The sequence below is a fragment of the Pseudomonas sp. BN515 genome, from assembly GCF_029873155.1.
In the GTDB taxonomy this organism is placed as follows: domain Bacteria; phylum Pseudomonadota; class Gammaproteobacteria; order Pseudomonadales; family Pseudomonadaceae; genus Metapseudomonas.
This window is the reverse complement of the sequence record NZ_SSOH01000073.1, coordinates 206,908-231,913: the sequence shown is the minus strand read 5'-3', so window position 1 is coordinate 231,913 and position 25,006 is coordinate 206,908. Positions and strand designations below refer to the sequence as shown.

Annotated in this window: 21 protein-coding genes and 1 pseudogene; 14 read left to right on the top strand and 8 right to left on the bottom strand. The window is 65.7% G+C overall.

From position 1 onward, the window contains the following. Nucleotides 1–380: 380 nt before the first annotated feature. The 3 genes from E8E91_RS20200 to E8E91_RS20190 are packed head-to-tail and all read left to right on the top strand — an operon-like array spanning nucleotide 381 to nucleotide 2,119. Nucleotides 381–1,268, top strand: coding sequence for an alpha/beta hydrolase (locus tag E8E91_RS20200; RefSeq protein WP_280378211.1), 888 nt, complete (start codon nucleotides 381–383; stop codon nucleotides 1,266–1,268). Then, on the top strand, nucleotides 1,265–1,588 hold the full coding sequence (locus tag E8E91_RS20195) for a hypothetical protein (RefSeq protein WP_280368078.1): 324 nt from the start codon (nucleotides 1,265–1,267) through the stop codon (nucleotides 1,586–1,588). The genes E8E91_RS20200 and E8E91_RS20195 overlap by 4 nt, the downstream gene beginning before the upstream one ends. Before the next feature lie 30 nt (nucleotides 1,589–1,618). After that, nucleotides 1,619–2,119, top strand: a complete 501-nt coding sequence (locus tag E8E91_RS20190) for an O-acetyl-ADP-ribose deacetylase (RefSeq protein ID WP_280378209.1) — start codon at nucleotides 1,619–1,621, stop codon at nucleotides 2,117–2,119. A 100-nt stretch (nucleotides 2,120–2,219) separates the two neighbouring features. Here the strand turns inward: E8E91_RS20190 and E8E91_RS20185 are convergent, their stop codons facing one another. Then, nucleotides 2,220–4,406: a heavy metal translocating P-type ATPase gene (locus E8E91_RS20185; RefSeq protein ID WP_280378207.1), complete on the bottom strand. Its 2,187-nt coding sequence runs from the start codon at nucleotides 4,404–4,406 to the stop codon at nucleotides 2,220–2,222. A gap of 76 nt (nucleotides 4,407–4,482) precedes the next feature. On the opposite strand from E8E91_RS20185, the gene cadR reads away from it, so the two are divergent. Then, nucleotides 4,483–4,950: a Cd(II)/Pb(II)-responsive transcriptional regulator gene (cadR, locus tag E8E91_RS20180; RefSeq protein WP_280378204.1), complete on the top strand. Its 468-nt coding sequence runs from the start codon at nucleotides 4,483–4,485 to the stop codon at nucleotides 4,948–4,950. Nucleotides 4,951–4,966: 16 nt separating this feature from the next. Here cadR and E8E91_RS20175 read toward each other — a convergent pair whose 3' ends face one another. Next, complete coding sequence (locus E8E91_RS20175; RefSeq protein ID WP_151136432.1) at nucleotides 4,967–5,311, bottom strand: pilin assembly protein; 345 nt, start codon at nucleotides 5,309–5,311, stop codon at nucleotides 4,967–4,969. A 202-nt stretch (nucleotides 5,312–5,513) separates the two neighbouring features. On the opposite strand from E8E91_RS20175, the gene ppc reads away from it, so the two are divergent. From ppc to E8E91_RS20140, 7 genes and pseudogenes are all read left to right on the top strand, one after another. After that, nucleotides 5,514–8,150 (top strand): phosphoenolpyruvate carboxylase, encoded by a 2,637-nt coding sequence (gene ppc / locus E8E91_RS20170; protein ID WP_280378201.1) that lies wholly within the window; start codon nucleotides 5,514–5,516, stop codon nucleotides 8,148–8,150. A gap of 162 nt (nucleotides 8,151–8,312) precedes the next feature. After that, complete coding sequence (gene adk / locus E8E91_RS20165) at nucleotides 8,313–8,960, top strand: adenylate kinase (protein ID WP_280368092.1); 648 nt, start codon at nucleotides 8,313–8,315, stop codon at nucleotides 8,958–8,960. Nucleotides 8,961–9,046: 86 nt separating this feature from the next. Then, nucleotides 9,047–9,727 carry a tRNA (adenosine(37)-N6)-threonylcarbamoyltransferase complex dimerization subunit type 1 TsaB gene (gene tsaB, locus E8E91_RS20160; RefSeq protein WP_280378199.1) on the top strand — a complete coding sequence of 227 codons (681 nt, stop codon included), beginning with the start codon at nucleotides 9,047–9,049 and terminating at the stop codon, nucleotides 9,725–9,727. A 103-nt stretch (nucleotides 9,728–9,830) separates the two neighbouring features. Continuing rightward, nucleotides 9,831–10,172, top strand: a complete 342-nt coding sequence (locus E8E91_RS20155; protein WP_280378198.1) for a hypothetical protein — start codon at nucleotides 9,831–9,833, stop codon at nucleotides 10,170–10,172. Beyond that, complete coding sequence (locus E8E91_RS20150) at nucleotides 10,172–11,026, top strand: DUF72 domain-containing protein (protein WP_280378196.1); 855 nt, start codon at nucleotides 10,172–10,174, stop codon at nucleotides 11,024–11,026. The genes E8E91_RS20155 and E8E91_RS20150 overlap by 1 nt, the downstream gene beginning before the upstream one ends. Nucleotides 11,027–11,074: 48 nt before the next feature. Next, a pseudogene (locus tag E8E91_RS20145) lies at nucleotides 11,075–11,901 on the top strand (isocitrate lyase/phosphoenolpyruvate mutase family protein). A 92-nt stretch (nucleotides 11,902–11,993) separates the two neighbouring features. Continuing rightward, complete coding sequence (locus tag E8E91_RS20140) at nucleotides 11,994–12,767, top strand: class I SAM-dependent methyltransferase (protein WP_280378194.1); 774 nt, start codon at nucleotides 11,994–11,996, stop codon at nucleotides 12,765–12,767. A 60-nt stretch (nucleotides 12,768–12,827) separates the two neighbouring features. Here the strand turns inward: E8E91_RS20140 and E8E91_RS20135 are convergent, their stop codons facing one another. Next, complete coding sequence (locus E8E91_RS20135; protein WP_280378191.1) at nucleotides 12,828–13,463, bottom strand: TetR/AcrR family transcriptional regulator; 636 nt, start codon at nucleotides 13,461–13,463, stop codon at nucleotides 12,828–12,830. Nucleotides 13,464–13,555: 92 nt separating this feature from the next. Here E8E91_RS20135 and E8E91_RS20130 point away from each other — a divergent pair, with 92 nt between their 5' ends. From E8E91_RS20130 to E8E91_RS20120, 3 genes are all read left to right on the top strand, one after another. After that, a complete protein-coding gene (locus E8E91_RS20130) occupies nucleotides 13,556–14,659 on the top strand; it encodes an efflux RND transporter periplasmic adaptor subunit (RefSeq protein ID WP_280378188.1) in 1,104 nt (367 codons plus the stop codon). Between the two features lie 6 nt (nucleotides 14,660–14,665). Next, nucleotides 14,666–17,782 (top strand): efflux RND transporter permease subunit, encoded by a 3,117-nt coding sequence (locus tag E8E91_RS20125; RefSeq protein ID WP_280378186.1) that lies wholly within the window; start codon nucleotides 14,666–14,668, stop codon nucleotides 17,780–17,782. 152 nt (nucleotides 17,783–17,934) lie between these two features. After that, nucleotides 17,935–19,092: an SRPBCC family protein gene (locus E8E91_RS20120; RefSeq protein WP_280378183.1), complete on the top strand. Its 1,158-nt coding sequence runs from the start codon at nucleotides 17,935–17,937 to the stop codon at nucleotides 19,090–19,092. 535 nt (nucleotides 19,093–19,627) lie between these two features. Here the strand turns inward: E8E91_RS20120 and E8E91_RS20115 are convergent. The 5 genes from E8E91_RS20115 to plsB form a co-directional block, all read right to left on the bottom strand. Next, the gene (locus tag E8E91_RS20115) at nucleotides 19,628–20,305 is read right to left on the bottom strand and encodes a DUF4197 domain-containing protein (RefSeq protein WP_280378181.1); all 678 of its coding nucleotides are present in this window, start codon (nucleotides 20,303–20,305) and stop codon (nucleotides 19,628–19,630) included. Nucleotides 20,306–20,348: 43 nt separating this feature from the next. Continuing rightward, nucleotides 20,349–20,747, bottom strand: a complete 399-nt coding sequence (locus tag E8E91_RS20110; protein WP_280378179.1) for a YbaY family lipoprotein — start codon at nucleotides 20,745–20,747, stop codon at nucleotides 20,349–20,351. 111 nt (nucleotides 20,748–20,858) lie between these two features. After that, nucleotides 20,859–22,073: a hypothetical protein gene (locus tag E8E91_RS20105; protein ID WP_280378177.1), complete on the bottom strand. Its 1,215-nt coding sequence runs from the start codon at nucleotides 22,071–22,073 to the stop codon at nucleotides 20,859–20,861. Then, nucleotides 22,070–22,336 (bottom strand): hypothetical protein, encoded by a 267-nt coding sequence (locus tag E8E91_RS20100; protein WP_280378174.1) that lies wholly within the window; start codon nucleotides 22,334–22,336, stop codon nucleotides 22,070–22,072. Before E8E91_RS20100 ends, E8E91_RS20105 begins: the two co-directional genes overlap by 4 nt. A gap of 166 nt (nucleotides 22,337–22,502) precedes the next feature. Further along, nucleotides 22,503–25,001, bottom strand: coding sequence for a glycerol-3-phosphate 1-O-acyltransferase PlsB (gene plsB, locus E8E91_RS20095; RefSeq protein ID WP_280378173.1), 2,499 nt, complete (start codon nucleotides 24,999–25,001; stop codon nucleotides 22,503–22,505). Nucleotides 25,002–25,006: the final 5 nt, after the last annotated feature.

Sequence of the window (25,006 nt, the reverse complement as noted above, 5' to 3'; positions counted from 1 at the left end):
GTGCTCAAGGTTGGACGCATCGGGCAGGTCCGCTTCAACGGCCGGAGCCTGTTTGTCGGCGGCGGCCTGGCGGGAGAGCGGGTTGCCATCCGTCCGACCGCGACCGACGGCGTCTTCGACGTGGTGTTCATCCACAAGACCGTGCGCCAGATTGATCTCAGGCAACCCAAGCCATGACTATCCACCCGTTACCCATGTCTCCCGACAAGCGTTACCCATGTATACCGGCTGAACACACAGCGCACCCTACGGCTCTTGCTAGCGAAAAGGAGCCATTCGCTGGCAAGCCAGCTCCTACGGGAAATGCAGTTACTTGCAACACTCGATTTCGCCAACCAGCCCGCAGGGCTGGCCTGTGATGTTTCAGGAAGGAAATACACATGCCCGCTTCCCGCACTCTGCTGATCCTCCTCGTCCTGCTCCTGCAGGGCTGCAGCTCGCTGCTGTTCTACCCGGACAAACACCTGCCTTTCACACCAGAGAAGGCCAAGCTGGAATATCGCGACATCCAGCTCACCGCCGCCGACGGCACGCGCCTGCATGCCTGGTGGCTACCGGCCAAGCCGGGTGTTGAAGTGAAGGGCACGGTGCTGCACCTGCATGGCAACGGCGGCAACGTCGCCAGCCATCTGGGCGGTAGCTGGTGGCTTCCAGCCCAGGGCTACCAGGTGTTGTTGCTGGACTACAGGGGTTACGGCCGCTCCGAAGGATCGCCGAGCCTGCCGGCGATCTATCAGGACATCGATGCGGCCTTCGCCTGGCTCGACCAGGCGCCGGAAGTGCAGGGCAAGCCGCAGGTGCTGCTTGGCCAGAGCATCGGGGGCGCCCTGGCGGTGCACTACCTCGCCGAACGCCCCGCGCGCCGGGACAAGCTCAAGGCCCTGGTGCTGGACGGGGTGCCCGCCAGCTACCGCGAAGTGGCCCAATACAGCCTCTCCAACGCCTGGCCACTCTGGCCATTGCAGATCCCCCTGTCCTGGCTGGTGCCCGATGGCGACAGCGCCATTCGTGCCATCGGCGGGTTGCAGGGCCTGCCCATGCTGATCTACCACAGCATCGACGATCCGGTAGTCCCCCTTTCCAACGGCGTGCGCTTGTATCAAGCTGCGCCCCCGCCGCGGGTGTTCCAGCCGGTCCGCGGTGGCCATGTGCAGACTTTCGCCGATCCCACCTGGCGAACGGTGATGCTGCTTTACCTCGAAGACCCGAAAGGCTTCGTCGGACTGCGCCGGCTGGCTGAAGTCCCGAATACAGAGAGTCCCCAATGAGCGAACGCAACCCCATCCCACTGATCCTCACCGGCATCGGCAGCATTGTCGGCACCGTGATGGTGCTCTGGTACTACGGCTACCTGCACTTCGCCAAACCCGAGGACGCGCTGCTGCTGTCCGACTTCACCATGCTCAAGACCGTCCCCGGCGAGGACTACAAGGTTTCCCTGGAGCCCGCTGCCCAGGTCGCCCAGTGCGTCGATGGTGTGCTGGTGCTGTTCGATACCCAGCAGAAAGGCCTGACCGGCGTGCTGGTGGACAACAAGCGGAAGGCCGTGCGCTGCATGGGCCAGGAGACCCCGCAAGAGGTCAAATAAGGGGCTAGCCTCCCAATGGAGGTGACCCCAATGGACATACGTATCTGGCAAGGCGACATCACCACCCTGGAGGTGGACGCCATCGTCAATGCCGCCAACTCCTCGCTGCTCGGCGGCGGTGGCGTTGACGGCGCCATCCACCGCGCAGCCGGCCCCGAACTCCTCGCCCATTGCCGCACCCTTGGCGGCTGCCCCACGGGCGAGGCGAAGATCACCCCTGGCTTCCGTCTGCCGACGCGCTTCGTGATCCACACCGTCGGGCCGGTCTGGCACGGCGGTAATCACCGCGAACCCGAACTGCTCGCCAACTGCTACCGCAACAGCCTGGCCCTGGCCGAAGCCGAAGGGCTGGCCAGCATCGCCTTTCCGGCGATCAGTTGCGGGGTGTATGGCTATCCGCTGCAGGAGGCGGCGCGGGTCGCAGTGGCTGAGCTCAAGCGGCCGAGGCCGGCGGGCAGCAGCTTGCGTGAGGCGCTGTTGGTGGCGTTTGGTGCCGATCAGGTGAAGATTTACCAGGACGCGCTGGCGTAGGTTGCGGCTGAGCTACGCGAAGCCCAACGGCGGAGCTGAACCGGGCAACGTTGGGCTTCGCTGCGCTCGCGGAACGCCGCCCGGCCCAACCTACATTCCGTTAGCGCAATGACTTCGGCGACAACAACCGCAACCCGTTGAACACCACCAGCAGGCTGGCGCCCATATCGGCGAACACCGCCATCCACAGGGTGCCTTCACCCATCAGCGTGAGGGCCAGGAACACCGCCTTGATCCCCAGGGCCAGGCTGATGTTCTGCATCAGCACGGCGTGGGTGCGGCGGGACAGGCGGATGAACTGCGGCAACTTGCGCAGGTCGTCGTCCATCAGTGCCACACCAGCGGTTTCAATGGCGGTATCGGTGCCGGCAGCGCCCATGGCGAAGCCGATGTCGGCGCGGGCCAGGGCGGGGGCGTCGTTGATGCCGTCGCCCACCATGCCCACCGGCACGCCGCCGGACTGGCGCCTACCGATTTCCGCCAGCTTGTCCTCGGGCAGCAGGTTGCCACGGGCGTCGTCCATGCCGACCTGGCTGGCGATGGTCTGGACGGTGTGCGGGTTGTCACCGGAGAGCATCAGCGTCTTCACCCCCAGTGCATGGAGCTGGCCGATGGCTTCGCGGCTGCTGTCGCGCACGGTGTCGGCGACGGCGAACAGCGCCAGCACGGCCTGCTCGCTGCACAGGGCTACCACCGTCTTGCCCTGTGCTTCCAGGGCGTCCAGGCGGGTTTCCAGCTCGCTGGAGCACAGGCCGAGTTCCTCCACCAGGCGGTGATTGCCCAGGTGATAGCTACGCCCTTCGATCAGGCCGGTGACGCCGCGGCCGGGCAGGGCGGCCAGGCGGTCCACGGCGTAGAGCGCGATGCCGGCGGCCTCGGCGGCACGGGCCACGGCCTGGGACACCGGGTGATCCGAGCGGGCGGCCAGGCTCGCGGCCAGGGCGCGGGGATCCTGTTCGTGCGCCTGCAACAGTTCGATATCGGTCTGGCGCGGGCGGCCTTCGGTCAGGGTGCCGGTCTTGTCCAGGGCCACCCAGGCCAGCTTGCGGCCAAGTTCGAGGAACACCCCGCCCTTGACCAGGATGCCGCCACGGGCCGCCGCGGCCAGGCCGCTGACGATGGTCACCGGGGTCGAAATCACCAGGGCGCAGGGACAGGCGATCACCAGCAGCACCAGGGCGCGGTACAGCCAGTCCAGCCAGACGCCGTCGAACAGCAGCGGCGGCAGCAGGGCGGTGAGCACGGCAATGAGGATCACCACCGGCGTGTAAATGCGGGAGAACTGGTCGACGAAACGCTGGGTCGGCGCACGCGAGCCCTGGGCCGCCTCCACAGCGTGGATGATGCGCGCCAGGGTGCTGTCGTTAGCGGCGCGAGTGGCACGGTATTCCAGTTCACCTTCGCCGTTGATGGTGCCGGCGAACAGCGGATCGCCCAGGTCTTTCTCCACCGGCAGACTCTCGCCGGTGATGGGCGCCTGGTTGACGCTGGAGCGACCGCCCAGCACTTCGCCGTCCAGGGCGATGCGCTCACCAGGGCGGACCCGCAGGCGGGCACCGGGCTGCACGTCGCGGGCCGGGCGCTCGTGCCACTCGCCGTCCTCGAACACCGTGGCCTGTTCCGGGGCCAGTTGCAGCAGGCCGCGAATGGCATCCCGCGCCCGCTCCAGGGAGCGCGCCTCGATCAGTTCGGCAATGGCGAACAGCACGCTGACCATGGCCGCTTCCGGCCACTGGCCGATCAGCAGGGCACCGGTCACGGCAATGCTCATCAGTGCATTGATGTTCAGGTTGCGATTCTTCAGGGCGATCCAGCCCTTCTTGTAGGTGGGCAGGCCGGCACCGAGGATGGCGAGGATCGCCAATCCCGCGGTCAGCCATTCCGGCCCGACTCCGAACCATTCGCAGGCTTCCGCCGCCAGTGCGGCCAGGCCGGCCAGGGCCAGCGGCCACCAGGGCTTCTTCGCCTCTGCCGGGGCGGTGGCCGGAGCGCCTTCAGCGAGGGGCACGGCCTGCATGCCCAGGCTCTCGATCAGACGCTGCAAGGGCTCGACGTTGTCGAAACGGTGCCGCACGCGCAGCAGGCGCTGCATCAGGTTGAATTCCAACGCTTCGATGGCCTGGACCTTGCCCAGTGCATCGCGGATCAGGCGTTCCTCGGTGGGGCAGTCCATGGCGTCGATGCGCAGGCTGCTCCAGCGCGGCTCTGCGGTGGCGGCGATTCCCGCCAGCTCCGGCGTGGCGGAACGGGGCGCATGGTCATGGTCGTGGCAGCAATGTTGGCTCATGGGGTCAATTCCTGTTTGACGCTTCGAGTGGCATTGCACACCCTGTAGCAACTACAGAGTCAAGCGGAGTCAGGCAATGAAGATCGGCGAGCTGGCCACCCTCACCGGATGCCCGGTGGAAACCATCCGCTACTACGAGCGCGAAGGCCTGCTTCCGGCGCCCTCACGCAGCGCCGGCAACTACCGGCAATACGACACGGCCCATGTGGAGCGCCTGTCGTTCATTCGCCACTGCCGCTCGCTGGACATGACCCAGGAGGAAATCCGCGCGCTACTGGCCCTGCGTGATCGTCCCGAAGCCGATTGCGGCACCGCCAACCGGCTGATCGAGGAACACCTGCACCACGTCGAGGTGCGCATCGCTGAGTTGCAGTCCCTGCGCGACCAGCTCAAGGACCTGCAGGCGCGCTGCAACGGCGACGGCGCCAGCCAGGCCTGCGCCATCCTCCGCGAACTGGAACAGCCCGGCCCGCCACCGGTGACCAGCGAAGACTGCGCGCACGCCGGGCACCTGCACGTACCCGGCGTGCATCGGCGGGGGTAACGACTACCGCGCCCGGTCAGTGATTGGCGGCGTCGCGCTGATCGCTGAGCTGCTGCAGGTAACGGCGTGAAAGGGCCAGGAAACGTGGTGTCGGCCCAATGTCTTCGTAGAGCGGGTCGCCCTGTTCATCGGTGGCGACCACCTGGCTGCCCCTGACGTAGGGGAAGCTGGCCTCCAGCTCCTCCAGGGCGGCGCCCACCAGTTCACCGATCAGTTCCTCGACGCTGCGCTTGGGGTACATCTCGGCCAGCGCCGCGAGTCGGGCGGCGGATTCCAGATCCAGGTGAATGCTGTACTCGCTGCGGGTCAGGCGACCCTTGGCGTTCTGCTCCCAATGGCGGACCAATTCTCGGATCTTCATAGACACCTCATCCTCTTCCCACATGGTGGTGGGTGTTTTCGAGCTCCGGGCGATCTCGGCCGTCCGGGAGTCGTCATTCGTGATGGCGGCTAAGGATCAGACTAGCTCGCGGGAGCGTCCGGATATGCCGTTCGTCGCGCCCTTGTATCTGCATGGCGCTATCGGCAATCTGGAGGACGCACACAGCTACGGAGTGAAGGCAATGGCCGAAATCGACGCGCGTCTGCGTGAGGATGTCCACCTGCTCGGCGAGCTGCTCGGTGACACGATCCGTGCCCAGCTGGGGGACGCTTTCCTCGACAAGATCGAACGCATCCGCAAGGGCGCCAAGGCTGGGCGCAAGGGCTCGGCCCAGGGCGAACGGCAGCTCAACGAGACCCTGGACGGCCTCACCGATGACGAACTCCTGCCGGTGGCCCGTGCGTTCAACCAGTTCCTCAACCTGGCCAATATCGCCGAGCAGTACCACCGCATCCGCCGGCGCGCCCCGGACGAGCCGCAGCCCTTCGAAGACCGCGTGCTGGGCGACCTGCTGCAGCGCCTGCTCTCCGCCGGCCACGCCCCGGAACAATTGGCCCGGCAGCTGGCGCGCCTGGACATCGAACTGGTGCTGACCGCCCATCCCACCGAAGTCGCCCGCCGCACCCTGATCCAGAAGTACGACGCCATGGCTGCGCAACTGGCGGCCCAGGACCACGCCGACCTCAGCGACGACGAGCGCGAACGTGTGCGCCTGCGTCTGTTGCGCCTGATCGCCGAGGCCTGGCACACCGAGGAGATCCGTCGCAGCCGGCCGACCCCGGTGGACGAGGCGAAGTGGGGCTTCGCGGTGATCGAGCATTCCCTCTGGCATGCGCTGCCCAAGGTGCTGCGCCACGTCGACCAGGTTCTGCATGCCACCACCGGGCTGCACCTGCCGCTGAGCGCCGCGCCGCTGCGCTTCGCCTCCTGGATGGGCGGCGACCGCGACGGCAATCCCAATGTCACCGCCGCCATCAGTCGCCAGGTGCTGTTGCTGGCGCGCTGGATGGCTGCTGACCTGTACCTGCGCGACGTCGACCACCTGGCCGCCGAACTGTCGATGCAGCAGGCCAGCGATGAACTGCGCGTGCACGTGGGCGTGCATCCCGAACCCTATCGCGCGGTGCTCAAGCAACTGCGCGATCGCCTGCGCGCGACCCGTGCCTGGGCCGAAGCGGCACTGGATCGGGACATCCCGCCTGGTCCCGAAGTGCTCCATGAAAACAGCCAACTGATGGAGCCCCTGGAAGTCTGTTACCACTCCCTGCACGCGTGCGGCATGGGTGTGATTGCCGACGGTGCGTTGCTCGACTGCCTGCGCCGCGCCGCCAGCTTCGGCCTGTTCCTGGTGCGTCTGGACATCCGCCAGGACTCCAGTCGCCACGCCGCTGCCCTGGGAGAAATCACCGATTACCTGGGCCTCGGCAACTACGCCGAGTGGAACGAGGAAGACCGCCTGGCCTTCCTTCAGCGCGAACTCGACAACCGCCGCCCGCTGCTGCCAGCGAACTACCGGCCATCGGCCGACACCGCCGAAGTGCTCGCCACCTGCCGGGTGGTGGCCAACGCGCCAGCCGCTTCCCTGGGCTCCTATGTGATTTCCATGGCTGGTGCTCCCTCCGACGTGCTGGCGGTGCAACTGCTGCTCAAGGAAGCCGGGTTGCAACGGCCGATCCGCGTGGTGCCACTTTTCGAGACCCTGGCCGACCTGGACAACGCCGGCCCGGCCATCGAGCGCCTGCTGGGCCTTCCCGGTTATCGCGCGAGGCTGCACGGTCCGCAGGAGGTGATGATCGGTTACTCCGACTCGGCCAAGGACGCCGGCACGGTGGCGGCCGCCTGGGCGCAGTACCGTGCCCAGGAGCGCCTGGTGGAGATCTGCCGCGAGCATCAGGTGGAGCTGCTCCTGTTCCATGGTCGCGGTGGCACCGTCGGGCGCGGCGGTGGCCCTGCCCATGCGGCTATCCTGTCGCAACCGCCAGGGTCGGTGGCAGGACGCTTCCGCACCACCGAACAGGGCGAGATGATCCGCTTCAAGTTCGGTCTGCCCGGCATCGCCGAGCAGAACCTCAATACCTACCTGTCCGCCGTGCTGGAGGCGACCCTGTTGCCGCCGCCGGAGCCTGAGCCGGCCTGGCGCGCCGCCATGGACCGCCTGGCCGCCGATGGCGTGGCGGCCTACCGCGCGGTGGTGCGCGAGCATCCGCAGTTCGTCGAGTACTTCCGCCAGGCCACGCCGGAGCAGGAACTGGGCCGCCTGCCACTGGGCAGCCGGCCGGCCAAGCGCCGCGCCGGCGGCGTGGAAAGCCTGCGGGCGATTCCGTGGATCTTCGCCTGGACCCAGACGCGCCTGATGCTGCCGGCCTGGCTGGGCTGGGAAGCGGCGCTGGGCAACGCCGGGCAACGCGGCGAAACCCCGCTGCTGGCGCGGATGCGCGAGCGCTGGCCGTTCTTCGCGACGCGCATCGACATGCTGGAGATGGTCCTGGCCAAGGCGGACGTGAACATCGCTGCGCTGTACGACGAACGGCTGGTGCCGGAAGAGCTGAAACCACTGGGTGCGCAGTTGCGCGACCTATTGTCGCAGGCGCGTACTTCGGTACTGGCCCTGACCGGCCAGTCCGAGCTTCTGGCGCAGAGCCTGGAGACCCGCGAAGCCATCAGCGTGCGCAACACCTACCTGGACCCGCTGCACCTGCTCCAGACCGAGCTCCTGGCCCGTTCCAGACGCTGCGAGCAGCATGTCGAAGGCCCTCTGGAGCAGGCCCTTCTGGTCAGCGTGGCGGGTATCGCGGCGGGGTTGCGAAACACCGGTTGAGGCGGTTTTCGCCCCTACTTCCGGCGTCTTGTGCGCTATAGGGGCGCTGTGTATCTTGAACGTCCTTTTGGCCCGACAGCGACGCCGAAATACCCATTCTGAGATTGGCCCCATGAGGCGAATCCGACCGATTCGAAAACAAAATCTTTGAGGAGCACATCGATGCGCGTGATTCTGCTGGGGGCCCCTGGTGCCGGCAAAGGTACTCAAGCCGGGTTCATCACCAAGAAGTTCGGCATTCCGCAAATTTCCACCGGCGACATGCTGCGCGCAGCGGTCAAGGCCGGTACCGAGCTGGGCAAGCAGGCCAAGAGCGTCATGGACGCCGGCGGCCTGGTTTCCGATGACCTGATCATCAACCTGGTCAAGGAACGCATTGCCCAGCCCGACTGCGCCAATGGCTTCCTCTTCGACGGTTTCCCGCGCACCATCCCTCAGGCTGAAGCCATGAAGGAAGCTGGCGTGAGCATCGACCACGTGGTCGAAATCGCCGTGGACGACGAGGAAATCGTCAGCCGCATTGCCGGCCGTCGCGTACACCCGGCTTCCGGCCGCGTCTACCACACCGAGCACAACCCGCCGAAGGTTGCCGGCAAGGACGACGAAACTGGCGAAGACCTGATCCAGCGCGACGACGACAAGGAAGAGACCGTGCGCAAGCGCCTGTCGGTCTACCACTCCCAGACCAAGCCGCTGGTGGACTTCTACCAGAAGCTCTCCGCCGCCGAAGGCACCCCGAAGTACAGCGCCGTTGCCGGTGTTGGCTCCGTGGACGAGATCACCGCCAAGGTACTGGCCGCTCTCAGCTGAGACGCAGCTCGTATCTGACCAACGGCCCGCTTGCGGGCCGTTGGCGTTTATAATGCCCGCCTTTTTTCCTGCGTCTGGACCGATCGATGACCACTCTGCTGGCCCTGGATACCGCCACCGAAGCCTGCTCCGTTGCCCTGCTGCATGACGGCAAGGTGCTCAGTCATTACGAGGTGATCCCGCGCCTGCATGCCCAACGTCTGCTGCCGATGATCCAGACCCTCCTGGGTGAAGCCGGCCTGCCGCTGGCCGCAGTGGATGCCATCGCCTTCGGTCGTGGCCCCGGTGCCTTCACCGGTGTGCGCATCGCCATCGGTGTCGTCCAGGGGTTGGCGTTTGCACTCGATCGCCCGGTGCTGCCGGTGTCCGACCTGGCCGTGCTGGCCCAGCGCGCCCATCGCGAGCAGGGCGTGGATCAGGTTGCTGCCGCCATCGACGCGCGCATGGATGAGGTCTACTGGGGCTGCTACCGCCTGGAAGCCGGCGAAATGCGCCTGGCGGGCGTGGAAGCGGTGCTGCCGCCCGAACAGGCCCTGCTGCCACGCGATGCCAGCGGCAACTGGTACGGCGCCGGCACCGGCTGGGGCACCTTCTCCGCGCGGATTCCGGTGCAGGTCAGCGGCCAGTCGCCGGACCTGCTGCCCCATGCCGAAGACCTGCTGACCCTGGCTCGCTTCGCCTGGGCACGGGGGGAAGGCCTGCCCGCCGATCAGGCGCAGCCGGTCTACCTGCGCGACAACGTCGCCACGCCCAAGGCGCCGAACTAGACTCAATCCATGCCGTCTCCGGCGCGGATTGCCAACGCCGGGGCGGGCGGCTAGAGTCCTCCCGCATTCATTTCGAAACGCCAGCATTGCCGAGCAGTAACCGATGCGCATCGACGGCTTCACCTCTTCCTATCCGCTGGAGCGCAGCCCTCGCCAGGGCAGCGCGGTCACGCCTTTCCGCGAGATCCAGCGTGAGGAGGAGACTCGCCGCGAGCAGCCGAGTACGCCGTCCTCCACCCAGGGTTACGAGCAGGCGCCGCAGTCCCGTCGCGTGCAGGCCAGCAATGGTTCGACCGACAGCCTCCCGGTGCGTCCGCAAGACCTGATCCAGCAGCGCAACATGAGCAACCGCGCCGCCCAGGCCATCGCCAGCTACAGCACCACCGCCCGCATGACCGCCGAATACGACGCCCCCGAAGTCCTCGGCCTCGACCTTTACGTCTGATGCTGCCTTATCACCTGGGTTGCCCGTCGTGGAACGAGCCGGCCTGGCGCGGCAGTTTCTATCCCGCTGACCTGCGTCCCGCCGAAACACTTGGCCGCTACTGCCAGGTGTTCAACGCCGTGGAAGGCAATACCACCTTCTACGCCCGGCCATCCGCCGAGACTATTCAGCGCTGGGCGCAAACCATGCCGGAGGGGTTCCGCTTCTGCGCCAAGGTGCCCCGCGACATCAGCCACGAAGGCGATCTGCGCGACCAGTTCACCTCCACCCAGGACTTTCTCCAGCTGCTGTCGCCCCTCGGGCCGCGTCTGGCGCCGCTCTGGCTGCAGTTGCCGGCGGCCTTCGGGCCTAACCGGCTCGGCGAGCTGGCTTGCTGGCTGGACGAGTTCAGTCACCAGGCCATTGCGGTGGAAGTGCGCAATCCGGCCTTCTTCGACAAGGGCGATGCCGAGCGAGTACTCAATCGCCTGCTGCACGAGCGCGGCGTAGAGCGAATCTGCCTGGATTCGCGGGCCCTGTTCAGCGTCCGCTCCCAGGACCCGGCGGTGCTCCATGCGCAGTCGAAGAAGCCGCGCGTGCCGGTTCGACCCACCGCCTTCAGCGCCAGTCCGCAGGTGCGTTTTATCGGCGGGCCTGACCTGGACGCCAACCAGCCGTTCCTCGAACCCTGGCTGGACAAGGTGGCCGGCTGGATCGAGCAGGGCCTGACGCCCAACGTTTTCCTGCACACCCCGGACAATCACCTGGCGGCAGCCCAGGCCTTGCGTTTCCATGCCGCCCTTTGCGAGCGCCTGCCCGGGCTGCCGGCCCTCGTGCTGCCGCAACCGCCTGCCGAACAGCTCGGTCTCCTGTAAACCTTGGGCTAGGCTATCGGCCTCTGTTCGCAGATTCCGGAGCCTGCCATGACTACCCAAGCGCAACGCGGCGAAGCCTTTGCCGCCCTGCACCATGCCCCCGGCCTGTTCGTCCTGCCCAATCCCTGGGATGCAGGTTCCGCCAAGATGCTCGCCCACCTGGGATTCTCCGCCCTGGCCACCACCAGCGCCGGCCTTGCCTTCGCCCTGGCCGGCGTGATGCCGAAGGCAATGTCAGCCGCGAAGAAGCCCTGGCCAATGCCCGGGACATAGTCGAGGCGACGCCCTTGCCGGTAGTGGCGGACCTGGAGAACGGCTACGGCGATCGCCCCGAAGACTGCGCACAGACCATCCGCGCAGCGGCTGCGGCAGGGCTGGTGGGCGGCTCCATCGAAGACGCCAGCGGCCGGGACGGGGACCCGATCTATCCGCTGGAACTTGCCGTGGAACGCATCCGCGCCGCAGTGGAAGCGGCGCGCAGTCTCGGGTTCGCCTTCACCCTGGCGGCACGGGCCGAGAACTTCCTGCATGGACGTCCTGATCTCGACGACACCCTGCGTCGGCTGGTGGCCTATGCAGAAGCTGGCGCCGATGTGCTTTACGCGCCTGGCCTGACCACCCGCGAGCAGATCAGGGAAGTGGTTCATGCAGTGGCGCCAAGACCGGTGAACGTGCTGGTGGGCTCGCCCAGCCTGAAACTGGGCCTGGACGAGCTGGCCGAGCTTGGAGTCAAGCGGGTCAGCGTTGGCTCGAATCTGGCCCGAGTCGCCCTGGGAGCGTTCTACCAGGCGGCCGAATCATTGCGTCGAGGGGACCTCGAACCCATGGCGCGCGCGATGCCCTTCGACCGTATCAACGACCTGTTCAGGTATTGAACGGAGGGTTCTTTCGCGCGCGGGCCATTGGGACGCTGGCGACAGGCTCTGGCAGAATGCGCGGGTTTTTTACCGGTCAGGCGATTGCGTCCATGAGTGAAGATTCCGTCAGGGTAAGGGCCGAAGCCCTGGAACCGGCCTATGCCGAAGCGCTGGACGCCTGGGCCGTGCGCCTGGGATTGCCGCGCGAGGGCGAGGCGGACTTCGCCCTGCAACTGGGCGACGACGGCCTGCAACTGCTGCAACTGGGCCCCGATTCGCCGGGACCTGTCAGGGTGGATTTCGTCGAAGGCGCAGCGGCCCATCGGCGCAAGTTCGGCGGGGGCAGCGGGCAGATGATCGCCAAGGCGGTGGGCGTGCAGCCCGGTGTCCGTCCAACGGTGCTGGACGCCACGGCGGGGCTGGGGCGCGATGCCTTCGTCCTGGCGACCCTGGGTTGCGGCATGACCCTGATCGAGCGCCAGCCGCTGATCGCCGCCTTGCTCGAAGACGGCCTGGCCCGAGCCGGTCGGGACCTGGACTCCGCCGCCATCGTTGCGCGTATGCAACTGCTGCAGGGCAATGCCATCGAACTGATGCGCCATTGGCAGGGCGAAGCGCCCCAGGTGATCTATCTCGACCCGATGTTCCCGCACCGCGACAAGAGCGCGCTGGTGAAAAAGGAAATGCGTCTGTTCCGCCCCCTGGTGGGCGATGACCAGGACGCCCCGGCGCTGCTGGAGGCGGCCCTGGCCCTGGCCAGCCACCGCGTGGTGGTGAAGCGCCCGCGCAAGGCGCCGATCATCGAAGGCGCCAAGCCGGGCTACGCGCTGGAAGGCAAATCCAGCCGGTACGACATCTATCCGAAGAAGAAACTCGGAAACTGAGCCGGCGCCACCCTCAGGTGGCGTCCAGCCGATTCCGCGATCAGACCTGCTGACGCTCGGTCAGGGCGCGTAGGCCCTGATGAACAGCTCCACCACTTCCCGCACATGCTGCTCGGCGTCTTCCCCTTCCAGGGCGGCGCCGCAGCCGATCAGCAGGCGGAAGTTATGCCCGCCCTTGATCAGGCAGAAGAAATGCTCGGCGGCATTCTGCGGGTGCTCGATGCGCAGCTTGCCGGCCTGGTTGGCCTGGGCCAGCAGCCCCGTCATTTCCTGCAGGATCTGCAGCGGTCCCGCCTCGTAGAACATCCGTGACAGCTTCGCGTCCTGGTTGGCCATGGCCACCATCACGCGGTGCAGCTCCACGGATTCGCGGCTGTTGATCAGCTGGTGAAAGCTGCGGCCGATGTTCAGCAGCACGCTCTCGATACTGGCGTCCGGCGGCAACTCGAACAGCAGCTCCGGCAGCTGCTCCTCGCACTTGGCCTTCACCGCGGCGGAGAACAGCGTCTCCTTGTCGGTGAAATGGCTGTACACGGTCAGCTTGGACACTCCGGCCTCGGCGGCGATGGCGTCCATGCTGCTGCCGTCGTAGCCGTTTCGTAGGAAAAGATTCTTCGCGGCTTCGAGAATTGCCTTTCTTTTAGCCGGATCTTTTGGGCGGCCTGGGCCGCTGGTCGGAAACGAATTGTCAGACATTTCTTTCTAAATACTGGACTGGTGAGTTTGCTATTTTTACTATACCCAGCAGTATAAATATTCCAGCTGCTCTTCGCGAAAGGTCATTCATCATGTTTCGCCATGCCTTGCCCCTCGCTCTGCCCCTTTCCCTCTCCTTGTTGATCACGGCCTGCGGCAATGGGGAGCCTGTGCAACAGGTGGTGCGTCCGGCCATGGTGGTGCAGCCCGAGCCTGCTGCGGAGGCGGTGGATACTTTCCCCGGTGAAGTGCGCTCGCGCTACGAGCCCGATCTGGCCTTCCGCATCGGCGGCAAGATCAACAAGCGTCTCGTGGAAGTGGGGCAGCGGGTGAAGAAGGACCAGTCTCTGGCCGAACTGGACCCGGAGGACGTGCGCCTGCAGCTGGAGGCCAGTCGGGCCCAGGTCGCCGCTGCCGAAGCCAACCTCAAGCTGGTGCGCGCCGAGCGTGATCGATACCGCACCCTGCTGGACCGCCAGATGATCAGCCACTCCCAGTACGACAACGTGGAGAACCAGTACCGCGCGGGCGAGGCGCGGGTGAAGCAGATCAAGGCCGAGTTCAACGTCGCCAGCAACCAGGCTGCCTACACCGTGTTGCGCGCTTCCCAGGATGGCGTGATCGCCAGCCGCCGCGCGGAAGTAGGGCAGGTGGTGGCCGCCGGACAGACGGTCTTCACCCTGGCTGCAGATGGTGAGCGCGAAGTGCTGATCAGCCTGCCGGAACATGCCATCGACCGCTTCAAGGTCGGCCAGGAGGTGGCGGTCGAATTGTGGTCGCTGCCCGGTCAGCGCTTCCCGGCGCGTATCCGTGAGCTGGCGCCGGCTGCCGATTCGCAGTCGCGCACCTTTGCCGCGCGTGTCGCCTTCGCCGATGGCAAGGTCCCGGCAGAGCTGGGACAGAGCGCCCGCGTCTTCATCCGCAGCAATGGTTCCGTTCCCCTTTCCGTACCGCTCTCGGCGCTGACCGCCGAAGCGGGCCAGCCTTATGTCTGGGTAGTGGATCCCAAGGACTCCACCCTCAAGCGCCGCCTGGTGCGTGTCGGTCCTTACGGCGAGGACCGGGTGCCGGTTCTCGAAGGTCTGAAGCCCGACGATTGGGTCGTGGCCGCCGGTGTGCAGGTGCTGCGCGAAGGCCAGCAGGTGCGGCCGGTGGACCGCGCCAATCGTTCGGTGAAGATGCTGGCCAAGGAGTAAGGCGCCGTGAACTTCAACCTTTCCGCCTGGGCGCTGAAGAATCGCCAGATCGTCCTCTACATCATGCTGCTGCTGGGCATAGTCGGGGCCATTTCGTACACCAAACTGGGTCAGAGCGAAGACCCGCCCTTCACCTTCAAGGCCATGGTGGTACGCACCAACTGGCCGGGCGCCAGTGCCGAGGAAGTGTCCCGCCAGGTCACCGAACGCATCGAGAAGAAGCTGATGGAGACCGGTGAGTACGACAAGATCATCTCGTTCTCCCGCCCCGGCGAATCGCAGGTGACCTTCATCGCCCGCGACTCCATGCACTCCAACGAGATTCCCGAGCTCTGGTACCAGGTCCGCAAGAAGATCAGCGACATTCGCCATACCTTGCCGCCGGGTATCCAGGGACCGTTCTTCAATGACGAGTTCGGCACCACCTTCGGCAACATCTATGCGCTGACCGGCGAGGGCTTCGACTACGCCGTGCTCAAGGACTACGCCGACCGTATCCAGCTGCAACTGCAGCGGGTCAAGGATGTGGGCAAGGTGGAACTGCTCGGCCTGCAGGACGAGAAGATCTGGATCGAACTGTCCAACGTGAAGCTGGCGACCCTGGGGCTGCCCCTCGCCGCCGTTCAGCAAGCCCTGGAAGAGCAGAACGCCGTGGCCGCCGCCGGTTTCTTCGAGACCGCCAGTGACCGTGTGCAGCTGCGGGTTTCCGGCCGCTTCGATTCGGTGAAGGAAATCCGCGATTTCCCCATCCGCGTGGGTGACCGTACCTTCCGCATCGGCGACGTCGCGGAAGTGCGTCGCGGCTTCAACGACCCGCCGGCGCCGCGTATGCGTTTCATGGGCGAAGACGCCATTGGCCTGGCCGTATCCATGAAGCCCGGCGGCGACATCCTGGTGCTCGGCCAGGCGCTGGAACAGGAATTCGCCCGGCTGCAGCAGAACCTGCCGGCCGGCATGCAGCTGCGCAAGGTGTCCGACCAGCCGGCGGCGGTGAAGACCGGGGTAGGGGAGTTCGTTCGCGTACTCACCGAGGCCTTGGTCATCGTGCTGCTGGTGAGCTTCTTCTCCCTGGGCCTGCGCACCGGTCTGGTGGTGGCGCTGTCCATCCCGCTGGTGCTGGCGATGACCTTCGCCACGATGTACTACCTCGGCATCGGCCTACACAAGATTTCCCTCGGCGCGCTGGTACTGGCGCTGGGGCTCTTGGTGGACGACGCGATCATCGCGGTGGAAATGATGGCCATCAAGATGGAGCAGGGCTATGACCGCCTCAAGGCGGCCAGCTATGCCTGGAGCAGCACGGCGTTCCCGATGCTCACCGGCACCCTGATCACCGCCGCCGGTTTCCTGCCCATCGCCACCGCGCAATCCGGTACCGGCGAGTACACCCGCTCGATCTTCCAGGTGGTGACCATTGCCCTTGTGGTGTCCTGGATTGCCGCGGTGATGTTCGTCCCCTATCTGGGCGACCGCCTGCTGCCCGATCTGGCCAAGCTGCACGCGAAGAAGCACGGCGGCAGCGACGAGGGCCACGATCCGTATGGCACTCCCTTCTACCAGCGTGTACGTCGTGTGGTGGAGTGGTGCGTGCGGCGGCGCAAGACGGTGATCCTGCTGACGCTGGCCGCGTTCGTCGCCTCCATCGCGCTGTTCCGGTTCGTGCCCCAGCAGTTCTTCCCGTCTTCCGGACGCCTGGAGCTGATGGTCGACCTCAAGCTGGGCGAGGGTTCGTCTCTGGCCAATACCGAGGTCGAGGTGAAGCGTCTGGAGCAGATGCTGCGCGACCACCCGGGTGTGGATAACTATGTGGCCTACGTCGGCACCGGCTCGCCACGCTTCTACCTGCCGCTGGACCAGCAACTGCCTGCGGCGAGCTTCGCCCAGTTCGTGGTGCTGGCCAAATCCATCGAGTCCCGCGAGGAAATCCGCAGCTGGCTGATTCAGGTGCTGAACGATGATTTCCCGACCCTGCGCAGCCGTATCTCGCGCCTGGAGAACGGCCCGCCGGTGGGCTACCCGGTGCAGTTCCGCGTGTCCGGCGAGCACATCGACGAAGTCCGCGCCCTGGCGCGCAAGGTGGCCGACAAGGTGCGCGAGAATCCGCACGTGGTGAACGTGCACCTGGATTGGGAAGAGCCGAGCAAGGTGGTGCGGCTGAACATCGACCAGGACCGCGCCCGCGCCATGGGGGTGAGCACCGCCGACCTGTCGAAATTCCTGCAGAGCTCGCTGACCGGCGCGCCAGTGAGCCAGTACCGCGAAGATAACGAGTTGATCGAGATCCTCCTGCGCGGCACCGTGCGTGAACGCCAGGAACTGGCCCTGTTGCCGAGCCTGGCGGTGCCCACGGACAACGGCCACAGCGTGCCGCTGTCGCAGATCGCCACCCTGGAATACGGTTTCGAAGAAGGCATCATCTGGCACCGCAACCGCCTGCCCACCGTCACCGTGCGTGCCGACATCTACGACAAGTCGTTGCCGGCCAGCCTGGTCAAGGACATCTCGCCGACGCTGGACCCGATCCGCGCCGAGCTGCCGGACGGCTATCTGCTGGAGGTCGGCGGTACGGTGGAAGACTCCGCCCGTGGGCAGCGCTCGGTGAACGCCGGCATGCCGCTGTTCGTCGTGGTCGTGCTGACCCTGCTGATGCTGCAGCTGAAGAGCTTCTCACGCTCGGCCATGGTGTTCCTCACCGCGCCCCTGGGGCTGATCGGCGTGACCCTGTTCCTCCTGGTGTTCCGCCAGCCCTTCGGCTTCGTCGCCATGCTCGGCACCATCGCCCTGGCGGGGATGATCATGCGCAACTCGGTGATCCTCGTGGACCAGATCGAACAGGACATCGCTCACGGGCTGGACCGCTGGCACGCCATCATCGAAGCCACGGTGCGGCGCTTCCGCCCCATCGTGCTCACCGCGCTGGCAGCGGTGCTGGCGATGATCCCGCTGTCGCGCAGTGTGTTCTTCGGTCCCATGGCCGTGGCCATCATGGGCGGGCTGATCGTCGCCACCGCCCTGACCCTGTTGTTCCTGCCGGCGCTCTACGCCGCCTGGTTCCGGGTCAAACCGGCGGAGGCGGAGCAGGCCCAGCCAGCGATGGCATCCGACCCGCAGCCCAGCCACTGACGCAAAAGGCCCCTTCGGGGGCCTTTTTCATGGGCGCTTCGGTCATTTCTGCCAATCATCCGGCTGGTTCGTCCTCGGCCCTTGGCGGCGTGGGCATGCGCGCAGAGACTGGCCGGGCTTGCCTCAGCCCATGATCACAAGACGAGGTGCCCATGCAGCACGCGACTCAGGTGGAATTGCTCAAGCGAACCCTGGCCCTGGTGGAACAGGGCGTGTCCGAATGCGTCGACTCGCCGTCGGCGCTGCCGGTGGACGTCTACCTCGACGAGCAGCGCTACCGTCGCGAACGGGACGAGATACTCCGCCGTGAGCCTTTGCTGGTAGCCCGTTCCGGCGAAATTCCCACCGGCCACTTCATCACCCGTGACCTGCTGACACCGCTGCTGCTGACCCGTGACGAGCAGGGCCGACTGCGCGGTTTCCTCAACGTCTGCAAGCACCGTGGCACTCAATTGGTGGGCGATGCTGCCGGGCGCAACCGGGTCTTCGTCTGCCCTTACCATGCATGGGCGTACAACCCGGACGGGCAGCTTCGGGGCATTCCTCATGGGTACGGTTTCGAAGGCATCGATCGCGCGTGCCTGAACCTTACCGAGGTGCCGGTCGCCGAACGTTTTGGTGCCGTCTGGGCACGTCACTCTCCGGGGCCGGCTCTGGACATGGACGCCTTCTTCGGCGAGCAGATTCTGGCTGACTTCGACAGCTTCGCCCTGGACGATCATGTGATCTTCGATCCCCAGGACATTCGCCGGCCGGTGAACTGGAAGCTGACCATCGACACCTTCCTGGAGAATTACCATGTCACCAAGGCGCACCAGGCCACCATCGACCATCTGTTCTGGCCCAATCTGGGCCTGTTCGAGCGCTTCGGCCGGCATATCCGCAACTACTACGTGAAGCGCAACCTGCGGGAAATCCTCGACCAGCCGGAGCAGGACTGGGACCTGCGGCGCCACGGCAATCTGCTGTACTTCCTCTGGCCCAATACGCTGGTGCTGGTGGAGCCGGACCACATCGACTTCTCCACCGTGTTTCCCGACGGGCCGCAGGCGACCCGCGTGCTCGGGCATACCTTGCTGCCGGAAGCGCCGGCGACGGAAAAGGCGCAGCGCTATTTCGAGAAGAACAACGCCATTCTCTATTCGGCCCTGGAGGAGGACTTCGCCATGGCGGCGCGGGTGCAGGCAGGGATCCAGGCCGGGGCCAGCGACAGGCTCTGGCATGGGCGGTTCGAGCAGGCGCTGAGGTGGTTCCATCAGGGGTTGGATGAAGTGCTGGATGATGTGCGGGTGGAGGTTGTGGGAAGGTGAGGGCAGAACAGATTGGCAATCTTGTGTGGTTGCTGCTGATCGGGGCCGTGCCGACGGACGTTGCCCTCACCCCCAGCCCCTCTCCCAAAGGTAGAGGGGTGACTCGCGCCGGCGAGGGACAAATCATCCTGAAGCAACCCGCGGCCTGAAACCGTGCAGAAGCGGTGGGGCGGCGAGTTCGCCCCTTCAGGAGGCCGAGCGGAATCGTTGCAGAGGGGACGAGCGGCATGGATGCCGCGAGAGGCGTGTGGGGCCATGGATGGCCCCTCTCGCCGTGCCCCGGCGCAACGATGGAGCGAGGGAAGTCCGGCGCAGCCGGACCCGGATGCAGGGGCAAGCCCTTTTGGTTCCTTTTGGGTGGTGCGGCATTCCGACGACTGCCAAAAGAGACTCGCCGGGAGGCGAAACAGAAACCTGACGCCCACTCGGCAATGAGCTGGACATCCATCTCCCAAATTTCCAATTCACCGGAACCAATCTGATACCCACAAAAAAGCCCGGCATCAAGCCGGGCTCTTTCACTGCATTGCGACGCTCAAAGCGCCCCGAACACCTTCTTCGCCAGGCTGGTAGCTGCGCCCGCCGGGTTCTGGCGAATGCTGGCCTCCTGCTCGGCGATCATCTTGAACAGGCCGTCCAGAGCCTCTTCAGTCACGTAGTTCTCGACATTGGCGCTCTTGGCGTCCACCACGCCGAAGCTCGCGGCCTGGCCGGCGAAGCTGTTGTACTGCTGGGCCAGGCCCACCTTGTCGGTGGCCTGCTTGACGATGGGCAGGAACTTCGCGCGCAACTGGTCGCGGCTGGTCTTGTTCAGGTACTGGGTGGCGGCGTCGTCCGGGCCGCTGAGGATGCTCTTGGCATCCTGCACGGTCATTTTCTTCACCGCGTCCACCAGCAGCGCCTGGGCTTGCGGCACGGCAGCTTCGGCGGCCTTGTTCATGGTCGCTTCCAGCTGTTCCACCTGGGCGCCCATGCCCATCATCTTCATGGTCTTGGCAGCCTTGCCGAGGTTGCCCGGCAGTTCGATGCGCACGTCCGGATTGCTGGAAAAACCACCCGGCTTGCCGAGTTGCTGGACGGCAACCTTGGCACCCTGGGTGAGCGCATCCTTCAGGCCGCCGCTGACGTCCTGCTGGCTGAGGTCGGCGAGGGATAAGGCGAAGGCGCTGGCGGAGAGGGCGAGGCCGGCGCAGAGGGTAGCGAAGCGGATCATGGCTGCATCCTTGTGGCGATGGTGGGGCGGTCTGCCTCGGTACTCAGCGGACCGGGTCGACCTTTATCCGCAGGGGCTGCGGATCGGAGCCGTCGAGTTTAACCGAGTGATGCTCGGTGTTGATGAACATCAGCCGGCCATCCAGTTCGATCCGTGCGCTCACGGCGTAGCGATGGTTGGGCTGGACCTTGGCCGGATCGTAGTCGAGACGGAAGGCCAGGGGCACCTGGCCCTGGATCGGGCCATTCTGGCGGGCGAGTTCCACCGCCGGGGCATCGGCCAGGGAAATATCCTGAAGGCTGACACTGAGGGTGGCGGCGGGTGGGAGCGCCATGCGCTGCAGGTAGAAGACCTCGCCTTCTAGGTGGCGGGTTTCGTCGGCGGGCTGGCCGGCGCAGGCAGCGAGCAGGCCGCTGGCGATAATCATGGGCAGTGCTTTCATCTGAACCTCTGGGTCGAACGGAATCGATAGGACCCACTATAGAAGGCAATGTGCAAGCGGCCATGGCGCCTGGAAAGACATCGCCCCCTTATCGGGGGCGAGAAGGGGAGGTCAGTGCTGGCCGTCCTCCAGCGCGGTGCTGGAGATGGCGTTCAGGGTGTTGTTGAACTGCACCGTTTCGTTGAAGGCTTTGACCAGGGCACGGAAGCGGTCCTTGGCGGCGATCAGTTGCTTGAGCTGCTCGGCGAGCTCGTCGTCCTTGCGGTTCAGTGCTGCCTCGCGCTCGTCGAGGGATTCCGCCCGGCGAACCAGGGACTCGGCCAGTTCATCATTGCGCACCTTTTCCAGGCGCAGGGTTTCGGCGAGCTTGGTCGTGCTGCGGTCGCGGGCTTCGACGCTTTCGGCCAGGGCCTTGAGAGCGGTGCTGCGTTCGACCAGGGCGCGGGCATTGTCCTCGGCGTTGCGCTCCAGGTTGGAGACTTCGCGGGTCAGCCGTGCCTCCAGCTGACGCAGTTGTTCGTCCTTATCGGCCAGGATGCGTTCTTTCTCCTGCAACAGGGCCTTGCGCTGCTCCAGGCCTTCCTGCTGCTTCACCGTTTCCAGCTTCTGCTGGGTCAGGCCCTTGGCCATGTCCGCGAGGGAGTCGAGAGTGCTCTGTACGTCGCACAGGACGCTGTCAGCCTCGCTGTCGGAAAAGTTGGGGAGAGCCGATTGAGGCGGGATCACGGTGGTCGGGTGCTCTGCCTCCACCATTGCCGGCTCAATCGGATGTTCCGCTGTCTGCTGGGGCAGTGGGGGCTCCGTGCCGATTTCGGCGCTGTCGCTACGTAGGTCCCTGTTTTCGAAGGGCAATTCGGTTTCCGTTTCAGGCTCAGGCTCAGGCTCAGGCTCAGGCTCAGACTCGGATTCAGGTTCGGGGAGCACTGGCTCCGCGGGTACTTCAGCGCAGGCTTCCGCTTCGTGCTGTACGTCAACCGACTCGTGCTCGATCTCTTCCGCGACTGCCTCGTCTGTCGGCGCGGGCTTCTCGACCGAGGCTTCGACGACTGCCGGTGTTGTCAGGCTGAAGTCCACGCCAAGGGCGCGGCTATCGATGGCGGGGAAGGAGGTCACCGCAGGAGTGGTTTCATCCAGCAGTGGCGGGCGGGCAGACGGTAGCGGGTCGCCGAAGTTGGCTCTTTCGCGGGTGGCGATCAGTTTGCTGATGGAAGACCTGTTGATGGAGAGACAGTGGTGATCGCCCGAGACGGCTGGGTTGGTGCCATCGCCGGTGATTTCGCCCTTTAGCTGGACGAAGTGGAATTCCGTTTTGCTGGCCGTGCTCACGACTCTTCCCCCCTGGTGATCTCCTTCAGCACCTGCACGGTGTGTTGCCATTCCTGCTCGGACTCCAGGCCGGCAAGGCGATAGCCGTTCTCCTGGGGGATAGCGCTCGCCACATACACCTTGGCGGTGCCCTGGCGGCTTTCTTCGTTGAGGGTGTAGACGAGGATGTTGCGATCGATCAGGGGGATGGCGAAGCTGCACAGGACGGCGGCGTTGACCACCTCTCCGGTGCCGTTCTCGACTGTGATGGTTCTCAGCAGCATGGATTGAGTCTTCCGTGTTCGGGCTGGTGGTGCACTCGGTTGACCGAGAGGCGCAGCGCCGAATGGTACGGAGGGGGCTCAGGCGAGCCTGCCGGGAGTTGCCCAGTCGGGATGTGGGAACGGTCCCAAAGGAGAAGCGCCAGGCCCGATGGCCTGGCGCGAACGATCAGCCGGCTTCTGCCGGGGCTTCCGGTTCGGCCTCGGCTTGGCGATCGAATGCCACCTGGCGGATGGACAGGCGAATTTCCGCTGGCAGAACACGCTTGGCAGCGCCTTCAGCCAGTTCGCCAAGCAGTTCGTGGTAGCCCAGCTTGCCCGCTTCGTCCCGACGCAGTACGCGCTGGTCCAGCATCGTCTGGATGAAGTGGCGGAACAGGCTCTTGTCGAAGAACTCCGGGGCGTTCAGGCCGTGGAGGATCGACAGGCGCTGGGCCATGACGGTGCACAGGTCCTCTAGCTCTTCGGCGCTCAACTGGTTCTGGCCGGCGTTGAGCAGCAGGGCGATGGCCATGTAGAAGCGCTGCAGGGTCTGGACGATGGCGCGGGCCAGCAGGGTCAGCAGGACGAACTGCCGCGAACTCGGAGCAGGGCGCACGTAGACGTCGCCTTCCACCTTGAGCAGACCCTGCTCGACGAAGGCCGCCAGCCACTGGTCCACAACGCCATCCAGCTCGCTCGCGTCCCAGCGGATGAACAGCTCCGCCTGCAGATAGGGATAGAGCGCGCGGGTGTAGCGCAGGATCTGCTCGCGGCTCATCCGCGCGCTGCTCTGGAAGAAACAGGCCAGCAGGGCGGGCAGGGCGAACACGTGGAGCACGTTGTTGCGGTAGTAGGTCATGAGGACGGCATTCTGCTCGTCCAGGTAGAGGATCTTGCCCAGCGCGTCCTTCTGCTCCGCCAGCAGGTTCATGCTCTGCACGTACTGGATCAACGCCTGTCCGTCGCCTTCCGGCAGGGTGGCGTGGGGCGAGTAGGGCACGGCGCGGATCAGGGCCAGGTAGAGGTCGAGCACGCGGGTCAGGGCGCGTTCGTCCAGGGCCAGGCGGGTAGTGGACAGAAGCGCCAGCGCCACCAGGTTGACCGGGTTGATCGCCGCCGCGTCATTGAGGTGGCGGGCGATGCGCACGGCGAGCTGGTTGGTGGTGTCGTTGAGCCAGGCCGGGCGGAACTGCGGGCCCAGCTCTTGGGCGCGCCAGTCCGGCTGCTGCTGGTCGAGGAATTCGGCCAGCTTGATCGGCTCGCCGAAGTTCACCGCCACCGAACCGAACCGCAGCTTGAGGGCGCCGATGACCTTGAAGATGTCGAAGATGGATTCTTTCTTCTTGCTCGCGCCGCGCAGTTCGCCCAGGTAGGTGCGGCCTTCCAGCACGCGCTCGTAGCCGATGTACACGGGCACGAAGACGATGGGCAGGCGCGAGGAGCGCAGGAAGCTGCGCAGGGTGATGGCGAGCATGCCGGTCTTGGGATGCAGCATGCGGCCGGTGCGCGAGCGTCCACCCTCGACGAAGTACTCCACTGGGAAGCCGCGGCTGAACAGGGTGTGCAGGTATTCGTTGAATACCGCCGTGTACAAGGGGTTGCCCTTGAAGGTGCGGCGCATGAAGAAGGCACCGCCACGGCGCAGCAGGCCGCCGATTACCGGCATGTTGAGGTTGATGCCGGCGGCGATGTGCGGCGGTGTCAGGCCGTTGCGGAACAGCAGGTAGGACAACAGCAGGTAGTCGATATGGCTGCGGTGGCAGGGCACGTAGATGACCTCGTGGCCATGCACGATCTCCTGCACCTGCTCGATATGGTTGACCTTGATGCCCTCGTAGAGCTTGTTCCAGAACCAGGACAGCACCACTTCGAGGAAACGGATGGCGGTGTAGGCGAAGTCGGAGGCGATCTCGTTGCCGTACTTGAGCGCCTGCGCTTCGGCGGTGGCCAGGCTGACCTTCTCGCGTTCGGCTTCCTCGGCGATGGCCTGGCGCACCAGCGGACCGCGCACCAGGCCCTTGACCAGGTTGCGGCGGTGGGAGAGGTCAGGGCCGATGACCGCGGTCTTCTGGTTGCGGAAGTGGACCCGCAGGATGCGGTTGACCATGCGCAGCGTCCGCTCCGGGCCTTTGTCCTGCTCTACCAGCTCACGCAGGTGGATGGGGGCGGAGAACTGCACGCGGGTCTTGCGCCCGAGAATGAGGATGCTGACCAGCTTGCGCAGGCGGCCGGTCACTGCCCAGCTGTCGGCGAACAGCAGCTTCCAGGGGCTGGTTTCACGGTCGGGCGACTGGCCCCAGAACACCGTCACCGGAATGATCTGCGCATCTTCCACCGCATGCTGCTGGATGGCGCCCAGCACCCGTACCAGGGTGGGGGAGGCGCCGCGCTTGTCCTGGCCGCCTAACCAGCCCGGCTCCGGTGTCAGATAGAAGAATGCGGTCGGCTCCAGCAGGTCGCCCACTGCCACCGGCAGCACCGGACGTGGCAGGCCGGCCTTGGTGCATTCCCGATCCACCACCGCCAGGTCACTGGCCGACGGTTGCTGCAGTACGTAGAACACCGGCTTGCTGCGGTCTAGCTTCAAGGTGAAGGCGGACTGGTTGATGGTCTCGGAGCGCACCCAGAGATACAGCAGGCGGCGCAGGGCACCAAAGGCGAGTCGGCGGAAAGGGGAGCGGGTCATGACAG